This window comes from uncultured Veillonella sp. (genome assembly GCF_934230905.1).
GTDB lineage: Bacteria > Bacillota > Negativicutes > Veillonellales > Veillonellaceae > Veillonella.
In genome coordinates this window covers 1-13,141 of the sequence record NZ_CAKQFJ010000041.1, presented here as the reverse complement: position 1 = coordinate 13,141, position 13,141 = coordinate 1, and the positions used below count along the sequence as shown (strand labels likewise).

The 13,141-nt window shown below is 37.1% G+C and carries 8 protein-coding genes; all 8 read left to right on the top strand.

The window, feature by feature from the left end; translation table 11 throughout:
• The first annotated feature begins 760 nt into the window (after window positions 1-760).
• The 8 genes from Q0E20_RS08900 to Q0E20_RS08865 all read left to right on the top strand — a co-directional run bounded on the left by Q0E20_RS08900 (window position 761) and on the right by Q0E20_RS08865 (window position 12,982).
• The gene (locus tag Q0E20_RS08900) at window positions 761-1,123 is read left to right on the top strand and encodes a surface-adhesin E family protein (protein WP_295999187.1); all 363 of its coding nucleotides are present in this window, start codon (window positions 761-763) and stop codon (window positions 1,121-1,123) included.
• 75 nt (window positions 1,124-1,198) lie between these two features.
• The gene (locus Q0E20_RS08895) at window positions 1,199-1,591 is read left to right on the top strand and encodes a hypothetical protein (protein WP_295999184.1); all 393 of its coding nucleotides are present in this window, start codon (window positions 1,199-1,201) and stop codon (window positions 1,589-1,591) included.
• Between the two features lie 221 nt (window positions 1,592-1,812).
• On the top strand, window positions 1,813-3,243 hold the full coding sequence (locus Q0E20_RS08890) for a [FeFe] hydrogenase, group A (protein ID WP_295999182.1): 1,431 nt from the start codon (window positions 1,813-1,815) through the stop codon (window positions 3,241-3,243).
• A gap of 411 nt (window positions 3,244-3,654) precedes the next feature.
• Window positions 3,655-5,133: a PD-(D/E)XK nuclease family protein gene (locus Q0E20_RS08885; RefSeq protein ID WP_295999179.1), complete on the top strand. Its 1,479-nt coding sequence runs from the start codon at window positions 3,655-3,657 to the stop codon at window positions 5,131-5,133.
• Between the two features lie 507 nt (window positions 5,134-5,640).
• Window positions 5,641-8,079, top strand: coding sequence for a hypothetical protein (locus Q0E20_RS08880; protein WP_295999175.1), 2,439 nt, complete (start codon window positions 5,641-5,643; stop codon window positions 8,077-8,079).
• Window positions 8,080-8,975: 896 nt separating this feature from the next.
• The gene (tnpA, locus tag Q0E20_RS08875) at window positions 8,976-9,440 is read left to right on the top strand and encodes an IS200/IS605 family transposase (RefSeq protein ID WP_295999171.1); all 465 of its coding nucleotides are present in this window, start codon (window positions 8,976-8,978) and stop codon (window positions 9,438-9,440) included.
• Between the two features lie 300 nt (window positions 9,441-9,740).
• Window positions 9,741-12,119, top strand: coding sequence for a hypothetical protein (locus Q0E20_RS08870; protein ID WP_295999168.1), 2,379 nt, complete (start codon window positions 9,741-9,743; stop codon window positions 12,117-12,119).
• A 155-nt stretch (window positions 12,120-12,274) separates the two neighbouring features.
• Window positions 12,275-12,982, top strand: a complete 708-nt coding sequence (locus tag Q0E20_RS08865; protein WP_295999164.1) for a nicotinamide mononucleotide transporter family protein — start codon at window positions 12,275-12,277, stop codon at window positions 12,980-12,982.
• Window positions 12,983-13,141: the final 159 nt, after the last annotated feature.

Here is a 13,141-nt window from a genome sequence, read left to right as displayed (position 1 = left end):
ATTAACCGTCCAGACAGCACTTGGACAGAAGTGAATGCAACGGTATATAGTCAATCCGGTGTAGCTTTGTTGAGTAGTAACGAAAAACAAAAACCTGTGAAAATTGAAAAAGATACAATAGGGGCAGAAGTAATGCAGGCCCTTTGGGGAAAATAAAATTTAATTGAATTTGTATGCTTATGTTTCTGAATATTAGCATTCGTGTATAGTGTGATAGGAATGGTAGGGTTCGAAAACCTCCACCGGCCAGGTCTGACTATGGCCTGCGGCCTTCGCGGGGCCAAAGTCGGTTTTCGAACCCTACCATTCCTTTTCTATATTCTGAATATAAAATCAGAAACATAAGCATTTTTTATTCCTTAGAATTTTATTTTCTCTAAAGGGCCGGAGAGGAGAGAAAAACCTTTACCGGCCGGGTCTGACTTCGGCCTACGGCCTTCGCAGGGCCATAAGTAGAGTGTGAGCTAACAGAGGAGTATAGCGACGCATGGGAGCCACACATCACTTAGTCCTGAACGTAAGATTTCGAGAATCGAAATCCACAGTGAAGGTAAAGTCGGTTTTCGATTTCTACCATTCCTTTTCTATATCATGAATATAAAATCAGAAACATAAGCATTTTTTATTCTTCGTTTTTTATATTATGAAAATATAGAAAGAAAAATAAGCATCCTCATATAAATAGGAGTAAGTAAATAAAATTGCATATGATAAAATAGAAATATAATAATTTCTTTGAGAATATAAGGAGTTGGTTATTATGAAAAAGTTAGTTGTATTTGTGTTTTTTAGTTTATTTATGTTGTTTTCAACACAATCTGTGGAAGCAACTAGTTGGTATTATGTAGGTGCTGCAAGTAATAGTGAAACTTTTTTTATTGATAATAGCTCAGTTAGAAAAAATGCTAATTGGGCTCAAGTTTGGGCTAAGATTAATCATACTGATGGATCTTATAGCATAATGTTACTTCGCATAAATAGGCCTAGTCGGATGATGGCAGTTATTTCAAGTATTGATTATGATTCTTATGGAAATGTTCTTAGAAGCAATTCATACCCTAGTAGCCCAACATCAATTATTCCTGGAAGTATGGGTGAAGGCGTTTTAGAATTAATTTGGTAATTGGATTTTCATAGAAAGTACATATAGATATACTATTATAAAATTATAAAATCAATTTTATACGAGGTGAAATATATGAAAAAATTATTAGGTACATGTTTTGCGGCTGCTGCAATTTGTGCATTCGGTTTTGGTTCTGCTAGTGCTGTTAACTGGCAAGTATTTGGTCAAGATAGTGCTGGCATCACTTGGTCTATTGATCAAGATAGCGTTCAAAAAAATGATAAAAGTGCAACTGTAATGATTAAAGCACAAGATTCTGAAGGATATCACTATATCGCAACTGAAGAGTTCAATCATAAAAAGAAAACTGTAAAAGACCAAAAAGTTGTATTGTATAATCCACAAGGTTATGCACAACGTGAAGATAAAGTGGATGGTAAAGATCGTCCTGTTGTAAATGGTTCTCCATCTGAAGCAGTTTACAATTTCTTATGGCCACAACAAGCAAAACAAGGTAAAAAATAAGATATATCTTATATAGGAAAGCAGCTCGAAAGGGCTGTTTTTTTGTTGTCGATTTAGTATAACGTAATATAGTATATCGTAATATACTATATCGTGTTATACTAAATGCCAATTCCTACTGTCTTAGTACGTTGATGAATGCCCCCAATATTTGTTATGCTAAGGATATAAGAGATTCAACTTTCACAATAGGTATGAGTATACAAAACGAGGAGGTCCTCATGTCCCAATTTGAATTTATTGATAAACGTGTGCCGATTGCGCTCGACAATCCTTCTATCACTCACGATATTTCGAAGTGTAAGAATTGCACCTTGTGCCGTCGTGCTTGCGCCGATGTGATGAGCGTGCTCGATTATTACGATCTTGAATCAACCGGTGATGTGCCAATGTGTATCCACTGTGGTCAATGTGCGGCTGCTTGTCCATTTGATTCTATGCATGCTAGATCTGAGCTTGATAAGGTGAAAGCAGCTATTGCCGATCCTGACAAAATCGTTGTTATCCAAACGGCTCCGGCTGTGCGTGTGGCTATCGGCGAAGGCTTTGGTTACGAACCAGGCACATTCCTAGAAGGCAAAATGGTTAGCGTCCTTCGTAAATTGGGTGCTGATTATGTGGTTGATACGAACTTTGGTGCGGATTTGACCATTATGGAAGAAGCATCTGAGCTCGTAGATCGCCTAAAGAATGGCGGTACTATCCCTCAATTCACATCTTGCTGCCCTGCATGGGTGCGCTTTGCGGAAATCTATTTCCCTGAACTCATTCCAAATTTGTCCAGTACCCGTTCTTGCATCGCTATGGAAGCGGCTATGATTAAAACGTACTTTGCTGAGAAAAAGGGCATTAATCCTGCAAATATCGTGTCTGTCAGCGTTAATCCTTGTACGGCGAAGAAGGCCGAAACTAAACGCGTTGAGGAAAATGCGGCGGCTCGTTATTACGATGATGAAAGCCTTGGCATGGATACGGATATTTCCATTACCACACGCGAATTTATTCGTTGGCTCAATGATGAAGGTGTTGATTTTGGCAGCTTAGAAGACTCTAAGTTCGATGATTTAATCGGTATGGAAACTGGTGCATCTATCATCTTCGGTAATACAGGCGGTGTTATGGAAGCAGCTATGCGTACAGCATACAAGCTTATTACAGATAAAGAACCACCTCCATATGCATTGACTCACCTCGAAGATGTTCGTGGTATGAATGGTGTAAAAGAAGCGACTGTACAACTTGGTGATGATGTTACATTGTCCGTTGCTGTTGTACACGGTGGCAAAAATACTCGTGATTTCCTTAACACGTTGAAAGAAAGTGGCAAACACTATGACTTTATCGAAGTTATGGCCTGCCCAGGTGGTTGTATTGGTGGTGGTGGTCAACCACGTACTAAATTACCACAAGCTGTAAAAACAAAAGAAGCCCGCATTGGCGGACTTTACAAAGCTGATGAAGAATACAAATTCGTGGCATCCTATGAAAACCCAGAAATCCAAGACCTATACAAAAACTTCTTGGGCGAACCATTAGGACATAAAGCACACGAACTACTTCATACACACTATACAGATCGTAGTGCACAACTAGGGGACCGCAAAGATGTGGTGCCTGAAACATGCCCTACATCACCTAAATACAAAGGGTAATTAGAGTAGAAGCCCCCATCTGTTCCAAAATCCTCCATTGGCCGGGTCTGACTCCGGCCTGCGGCCTTCGCAGGGCCAAAAGTCGGTTTTGAAACAGATGGGGGCTTTCTCTATGTATGTTTGTGGTTTAGGTGATGTTAGGGCATTGTTTTTAGAGGAGAGGGAAAGCCGACACGCTACTGCGCTACGCGGAGCCCGAAGTTGTTTTGAGGAGCCGATAGGGTCTTTCTCTATGTACGTTTGTGGTTTAGGTGGTGTTAGGGCATTGTTTTTAGAGTAGAGAAAGCCGACACGCTACTGCGCTACGCGGAGCTCGAAGTCGTTTTGAGGGGCCGATAGGGTCTTTTTCTATATACGTTTGTAGTTTAGGTGATGTTAGATTATGGGTACTAGGTAAGGGGGATGAGAGGTATGATTGACGAACGGATTGTGGAGAATAATATTTTTAATTTTGCGACGAATGAGTTGTCGCAGGATGCATTTATTTGTTGGTGTTTGAATTGGATTAATATGCCTGTTCGTGATGATAATGAAAGTGGGCGTCAGTTTGGAGCTCGGTTTTTATCTCGTTTATTGAATGAGGCTTATGATGGATCTAAAGTTAATCGGGTATATATTTTTAGGCAGTTGCTTAATATTGATGTACTTGTATTGGTTCCAGAATTACAGGCGGCTTTAATTATTGAAGATAAAACATCATCAGAGGAGCATGGTAATCAGATTAATCGGTATAAATATTTACTTTCAAAAACATTTAAATCAAATCAATACGATGAATTGGATATATATCAATATCTTTTAGATGATAAAAAGGAAAAACAGAAAAAACGTGATGAAACTGCTTGCTGGGGAGCTATGAATAGTATCCGATGGGCGTTGCACGATGAACAGGAAGAATTGAATTTATCAAAATACACGATTCATACGGTTTATTTGAAGACGGATTGGTTTAATGATGATGATTGGAATACGGTTCGAGAGCTGGAGAAGGATCCTAAGGTTAATACCTATGTGGATGGACCGGAGTTTTTGTCATTGTTATTATCTTGTCATGGGTGGAATAATCCTATTTTACTGAACTTTATGGATTATTTAATTCGTAAGATTAGGACCACTATAGCGCATAGCTGTTTTTGGAAATACTATAAGGATATAGATGGGCATATTCGTTTTTATATCCAAGATACTGCGATTGCCCAACGATTGTTTTTGCAGACTGTATTTAATCAGCCCAATCACGGTCTACCATTAGTAGAGACCTTGAAACAATACGTTGAGAATATTGAGGATTCGTATGTATATGGCCGGTTAGATGATGCTCCTCATACTCACACGATTAAGCACGGTAGCAGCTTTGGTACGCCTTGGTCGCATATACATTTTTGGCCACGTTCTCTAGACCGAACTGTTGATACTGATTATTGGGGCTTTCAAAATACAAGTGAGGATAATTTAACTATTAAACCTTATATGTTTTGGCGTGTTGATAGAATTAAAGAAGGACCAGTTTTGGGTTTACGCTATTATACATGGTGGGAAAAGGGGGTCGGTGATAATGGTGAAAGCAATCTCTGCTCATATAAAACTCGTGTGTATAACTATATTAAAGAGCGCATATTAACATCAAAGGATATTTCTGCTACTGTAAAGGATATCAATGAGTTATATAGAAGTGGAGCTGATAATGGGGATGTATGCTCTGAAGGTAATTTATATAAGCAATATGAAAATACTCTCTTGCAATTTAAATTACGTAAGATATTAATCGACTGGAATGATGTGGCTAAGCGGATAGAATTTATATCCTTAATACGTAAATTAAATGAAGAACTAACGAAGGCGATGGAAAAGGTGGAATGGGACCGTGTGCGTAAAGGGAAGTTGGAATAAGAGAAAGCTCTACTTTAGGTAATCTAAGGTAGAGCTTTTATTTATTCATACTAAGTTATAGAATTTATAATTATGCTGCCGGATTCAAATCTTTATTGACTGGTAATAATATAGATAATATAATTAATTCATGAAAAATTCATCTTTTGTTATTTAGTAGGGTTTAATTTATATCTATAAGATTAATATTCTGAAAAGTTGTGAATTCAATTAAAATATTTTATTTATAGATAGTTGTTGTGTTTTGTATAATTTGTAAAAATATGGTGTACCTTGGGGGATAGAGATATGTTTAAAACATTAAAAGATATAGCAGGTGCAACTGTTGATGCTTATAAAGCTAAAAAATTAGAGAGTAGAGTTAAAGAGATACAAAAAGAGCATGAACGATTAGCTGAGATTGCGGATTTAGAATTACAGTTAGAGCCTAATAAATATAGAGTTGAACAAGCTATTGGAAAGCATTCCAAAACCAAAGAGGAGACACTGGATAGGTTTGATTCTATTGTGGAAAAGGCCTTAGACTCTAAGGCAGAATATAATCAATTAAAAATTGAATTTGAAAGTATAAAAGCAGCTTATGAGAGATATGGTATTGATATAGAGAAGATTAAAAGAGAATTAAGTCGTTCTTATACTCATATTAATGAATCAAAAAATCAGTTATCTAAAGAGATTGAAATATATGATACATTACAAACATACTATGCTTCTAATAGTCAGATGTTTGAATATCATAATAGTAATACTTACTCTTATGTTGGGAATGATATTAGTAACTTATCTGGTGTAGGTAGCATGATTGGTGCTACTGTGAAAGGTCTAGCCGGTGGTATTGGCGGTGCTATAGGTGCAGTTGGGCTAGCAACTAGTATTGGCACTGCAGGAACGGGTGCGGCAATTAGTGGTTTAAGTGGAGCAGCTGCTACTAATGCAACATTAGCCTGGCTAGGGGGAGGAACAATAGCCTCCGGCGGATTTGGAATCGCTGGTGGTATGGCTGTTCTTGGTGGTATAGCAGCACTACCTGTAATTGCTGGTTTAGGTTACGGATATAATAAGCTTTGTAAAGAAAAGATTAAAGAGCTTAGTGTGGGGATTCCACGAGCAAAATTACAGTTTGTGGAGCTTCTTGACTATCATGATTATCTCTGTGCAGTTAAAGATGTGTTAATTGAATATCTAGAATTATTACATCATGCTCATGCTATTTTAAATAACTATAATAGTGTAGTGCTTAACCTTAACGGTGAACCACAAGATATTGACTTTTGTAGAAAATTAGAGGCATTTATTATTGGTGTAGCCAACATATCAATTGAATTACCTAACCAAAATGATATTAAACTTACTCGAGAAAATATCAATGAGTTAGAATATAAACGACATGATATTCTTTTGACTCTTGATAAATTAAGAGTGGAACTTTCTATTCCTGTATATAAAGAACAAGAAATTAAGATTCAATTAATTGAAGGTAGTAAGGTTATTGATAAGATTATTGATATCTTTAAAACGGCTCAGAAATCCATTTATATTAGTAATCCTTGGGGGATAAATTTTGAGGGATCTATTGGAGATGCAAAAGATGCAGCTATTAATAGAGGTATTATAGTAAAGATTATAGATGGTATTCCTGATGGTAAAGGTTCATTTATAAAAGAAGCAGCTATTCTTAAAGATGAGTCTTATTTTATTAAGGCCCAATTTGATATTTTATCTGACGATGAAGGTAGTTCTCGTTCTGAAACTGCATTAGAGGTTGATGAAGATTATAGTCGTGCATTATATCTGAAAATTTTTAATCAAGACAATTTAGTATATACATTACGTCAAGCAAATAGTGTTTTAGAGAAAAAAGCAGCGGAGTACGAAGCACAAGTACAATCATTAGCACAATCGATTGAGAACATTCAAAAAGAAGCTAGTACTACAGAACTAAAATTAATAGAATCCAAACAACAACTTTTAGAAGTAGAGAAGAACGCTAAGTCTTTTGAAAGAAAATTAAAGCAAAGTCAGGAAAAATCCTATAAACTACAATCTGAATACGATGTTATTCAATCTAAATTAGAAGATGCGACTATTACTGCGGCTACACGAAAATCTTATGAGCAGAAAATCAATGAGTTGGATTCGAAATTAGCTGAATCTAATAAACAGAGTATGGCGATGAAAAAAGATTTAAAGAAGGCGAAATCTGAATTAAAAGAAATCGTCTGTGAGAAAGAACGATTAGAAAAGGATTTTACAGATTTATCTGAAGAAAAGAAACGTGTTCATCGTCGTTTACAAAAGGCACGCAATGATAAATTAGAATTAGAAAAAGAACAATTAAAAATAAAGAAAGAGAATGAAAGATATCTAAAAAATGTAGAAGCACTCCAATCTGAAAATAAAGAACTCCGAATACAGATGAATGAGTATTTTGAAGAAAATAAACAGTTTAAACATTTATTAGATAATGAAAGTAAAATTCTTGAAAATGCTGCTATTAGACGTGCATTTGATAGTGCTTTACAAACATCTACGAAGGAAATTGATATATTTGCAGCATGGATTAATAATCATGTTGTAGACGAGCGTATGCTGGAAACTTTTGAATCTTTATTAAAGAAAGGTGTTACAATCAAGATTCGTTATGGTATAGGCGATGAATCTAATCCAGATAATGATAAACGAATACGTAGGACGAAGAATAATGCGAAGAAGATGAAAAAGAGATTCGAAAAGTATGGAGAGCTTTTTCGAATGAAATGGGATAACTCTCATGCTAAACTTTTTATATGTGATGATCAGTTTTATGTTATTTCTAGCTTTAATATTTTATCATTTGATGGTCAATATGAAGATGGAAATGAGATTAGTACACGTCGAGAGTTGGGTGAATGGTCTAAAAATATTTCTAATCTGCAAACCTATCGTAAAATGTATTTTGATTTTTAATATTGATATAATATCTATATTAATAAAACCTGAGTGAATTATTTCAATTCACTCAGGTTTTTCATTTATAAATCTCTATAATACGATGTTTATTGTATCGTATATTTGTTTGGTGTATTATTAACATAAGATAGTTAGACGAGGTTGGGCCTCTCTTCGTTATTGAAGGGAGGGGTAAGCCTATGAGTGATTATGAAATCATTATGCTCCTATTACAGGTAATGTCCGTAGTCATCGCCTTTGGAGCGTTGATAGCGCTTATTTGTCTAGAAAAAGATAAATAGCCCTTCATTATCTTCGATAATTCGATAACAGAAAGGCCATTTCCTAATATTTATAGATTTCGAGATGAGCCTGACGTATCCACTCGTCTGACTATCTTCTTATATTATAACGATGGTTGCGTTCATCGTCAAACACAGATGAACAAGCATGTCCTTGTTTATATTATTATATGTTCTGTCATTAAGTATGCGGGACATGAATTTTGGGCTGTTTCAAAACGGCTCTTTTTTTTGTTCCTAGTTTTTTTGATTATCTTCCTAAGGCGAATCTCCGTATAATAAATTCATAAGTTAAGCCCATTGGTTTTTATACACGGAGGTCCTTTATGGAACGATTTACTATTCTGAAAAATGATTTTTTATCTCATGATTGTACTGGTTACTTTCACCTATATTATGTAGGGTACGGGCAACCAGGTAATCCGGATTTTATTTTTCCCCATACGAGTACCAAGATGTCCCCCAAGTGATTGTACGCCGAATAGGCATGACTAAACCCCCAGTTAAACTGGGGGTCAGTAAAAATTCTTAGAGAAAAGGAAAGAACCTCCTAGTGATAAAATGAAGTTGGTCTGGCAACCACAACATTTTAATATAGGAGGTTCAATGTCAATGAATGACGTAAAAAGCTTATCACATAGTAAATGGAGATGCAAATATCATATTGTTTTTGCTCCAAAGTATAGAAGACAAATAATTTATGGTCGGATAAAAGCTGATGTAGGTAAAATTTTAAGAGACTTATGTAAGAGAAAAAATGTAGAGATTATAGAAGCGGAATGCTGTCCGGATCATATTCATATGCTAGTAACGATACCACCACATTTAAGCGTATCGAGTTTTATGGGATATTTAAAAAGTAAAAGTAGCCTCATGATATTCGATAAACACGTAAATTTAAAATATAAGTATGGAAATAGACATTTCTGGTGTAGAGGATATTATGTGGATACGGTAGGACGATATGAAGGAGCGATAAAAGAGTATATTCGCAATCAATTACAAGAGGATATAGCGCAAGATACATTAAACTTTAAAGAATATACCGACCCGTTTACGGGTGAGTCAGTAAAATAGGCAAAATAAAAGCCCCCGAGTAGGGGGCAGCCAGTGGTAATAGAGTGGTTGTCAGATCATTCAATGCCCTCTTTAGAGGGCCACCACTAGAGAAAGACCCTTATAGGGTCAGAGCAAACCACCCGTTTTACGGGTGGTTATGATTCAGCGATTGTTAGATTACGGTGTGTCTGTTATGGCGGCATAAGATGGTAGGTGTTTTATATCAGTTTTGCATCTATCATTTGGTATTACAGACGCATTTGATTAGATAGATTAGAATCATAAGTATAGATGGAGTTTTGTTATATAGGAGGTAGTATGCATCACGTTACAATTAGTACAACAGGTGTATTTAATGCAATTCGGCCGTCCTTGTTTCCACCGATAGAGGGGAAAGAAACGACGACGTTTTTGCTTGGCTTGGATTTTAATACAGGCGGGATTATCCCCTTTTATGATGAGGAGCAAGACGATGTGGTTGTCAATGGTCCTCATGTTGAGCTGGAACGGCAGCGGATTCGTGCGTTCGTCAAGGCCGTGTGTGATGAGATGGGCAAGCCCTTTGAGGAGTGTCGCAGTGTATTCTTATTTTCCTTGCCAGAATTCATCCGTTTTGGTACGTATAATGGACAGCCTCTATTAGAAAAGCCTCGTACGGGTGAGTATGAGGCGTATGTTTTGTATAAAAGTCACAGAGGTCGCAAGTTATTATTTCAACAGGGGCGTTCACCTAAGGATGAGGCAAAGTATATATGTGATAATATGCTACGCCACTTTATAACGACCTTGTTTTCTGATGAGGGCGCGTATGGTTATTTAAGCGATATTAAGCATATAGAAACGCCTATATCTCTTGATGTTCTGCAGCAGTCCTTAGAAGACATAGATTCCGATGCTTTGACAGAGGGCGTTGCAGCCTTTTCGGTACCGAATCATTACGTGATGACCGAGCCTACACAGGTTCAGTCTGAATTTTTACTCCTCGCCGATGCGCTTGGTGCTTATATGGTACAGGCCATGGAAGGTGAAACAGAATCTGAAGCTCTCATGGCCTTATCAAAGGATTTATTATTAGAAAACATTTGTGAACCTTTGTATAAAGCTGGTATGGGTATGATTGAATCCGCATCAATTGCTGTGTATGATGAGTGTAATCGTTGGCTTGTGCCATTGATTCAACAATATTGGAATAATAGCTATACACAGTTTCGACATACATTAAAACAGGTGCCCATCTATGATGATGGTGTGCTTGGTTATGTGAAAGAGCAGAAGGTATTCCCGCTTGTGGCACACGTGATTAAGGAACTTTCCACAGAGAATCTGGGCGTTGAATTGCATCCGAAGGTGCATCAGTATAAACAGTATTTGGATGTTCTCGTTCCCTATGTAGATCGCGTGGACGCCTTATATCGCGAGCGTCATGCTGGTGTTGGTGACGAGCTGTTGTCTATCATGAAGGAATATGATCCGTTTGATATGAGCTATCCAATGAGCATAGATGAACCATTTGGGTTTGATAATCCATTTGGCAGGTCTGATCCGGATGATACACTACCTCCGCTAGATATCGACTTATGTTGTCATGTGTATTGTGCGCTAGATGCGTGTCAGCGTGCCATTGGCTCAGACCGTATGTACCATAATGTGATTCCTATTGTGAATTTCTTAGATGGTGTGGTGAGCCATGCGGATATTCCTTCGCCGGACTCATGGCAGTACGAGTATATGTTGAAAGTATCTCGTATATCCAAGTGGTATCGGGCCCTGGCATATGCTTTTCTAGGGCGTAGTGAGGCTGAAAGTCTATTTCAAGAGTTGATTCAGGCTCAAGAAAAGGATCCGTTAGCCTATGATTCGTATTCGGATGCTTTTATTTATAATTTGGCAAATCCAGCGAGCGCCTTTGATTTGGATCACTTGCGGTATGCGTTGTTGCATTATTATGTCGAAACGGATAATCGCATAGGTTATGAGCGATATATTGAAACATCATATCCACCGCTGTTCTCGATGCGTTTTGATTGGGTTAGCCAAATGCATGTTTTACTAAATGAGAATGGTTACGAAGCCGAAGATGAGTATACACAAGGTAATCACTATTGGAACTATACAAATGCGGCCTTTTTGTTGTGGCTTAAAGCTGTGTGGCACTTTCACCTAGAACATATGGATCAAGACCGCTGGGAAGAATTAGGCACCCTATGGGATGCGACCTATGAAAATTCTAATTATTTGCGGCATACGCAGGATCATTACGCGTACCTTGAATGTGTAAAATATATGGTGAAATTGGCTGGTCATTTTGGTGATATTCGACGGGCCGAACTATATAAGCGTAATTTACAAATTCTTATCGACCAAGACTACCAATTCCCTTGGGCGGGCGCAGAGCTTGGATATCCTTGGAATGCTTCGGATTATCGCATTATGGCTCAGATTAATGAAAGCCTCGGTAAGCTAGATTTGGCGAAGGAACAATATGATAAGGCCTATGCTCTAGTGAGCTATGCCCAAGAACAGTGGCGATATTTTGAAGGCAAACATGGAAATATTTGGGATTTACCAATTGCTGTAGATCCAGAGGCCGCACCACCTACACTACGTGAATGGTTAACCAATTATACACCGGCGTTCTCTACCACTGAAGAATACAAGAAGGCTCTGTCTTCGTGGATGAGTTTTGTATTTCATTAACTATTGTTGCTTTAATAGTATATATGCATGAACATAGCCAGTATCTCTGACGTGAGGTACTGGCTATATTTAAGAATTATATAAATTGACTATTGCATTGAAACTTGTGTTGTGTTAAAACAGTTTTAAATGTGTTGTGTAGAAAGGCCATACATATGAAACAGTATTTAAAACAATTTGCTACATCAAGATGGTTTGATTTAATCGGCGTGGTACTCGTAGTTGGCATTGCAATTTCTGCAGGTTATCTTAATTCTCGACTTGAGAAATTTGTAGATTGGGGACCATGGACTGCGTTAGTTCCATTTGGACTGATTTCTGTTATCAATGTTGGTATTTCCATGTTGTCTACACGATTTACTGGCCAATTGAACAAATGGGGAAACTATCTTGGCATTGTTAATACTGTGTTATCAGGTGTAATTGATTTCATTCTTGGCAATAAAGCTGCGATTATTACGTATCCTGTTACTTTTATTATTTATACATTTGCTATAAAAAAATGGAAAGCATCTCATGAGGGAATTCCTAATACGATGAGTCCATCACAAAAACGATGGGTAGGCTCTATTATTACCGTGATTGCTTTTATTTTTTCTATCATAGCTAACTTTATAGGGTTTAGCGGTCATATTAATTTCTTATCGGTTCTTACAACGATTGTATTTGCCTTGTCTCTCATCGCTAATCTATTTAACGCTCTAAAATTAAATACGCAATGGCCATTTTGGATGGTCTATAATATCGTTCAGCTTCTAAAAGCTTTCACTCAAGGAAATTTTGCCAATGTTGGTAAATATGTATTTTATATCCTTAATGCCATTGGTGCATTGCTAGTTTGGAATGATAAAGAAGCGAAATAACCATTTTGCTTGTAGTTAGATTTATAGCCAGTATCTCGATAACGAGGTACTGGCTATTTTATGTATAGATAGGCTATAATGTGGGTTATAGGACAAAACGTGTTGGTTTTATAGGCGATGGGTCCAGTAATTTACTGGCTCCATCGCCATTTTAAGTTC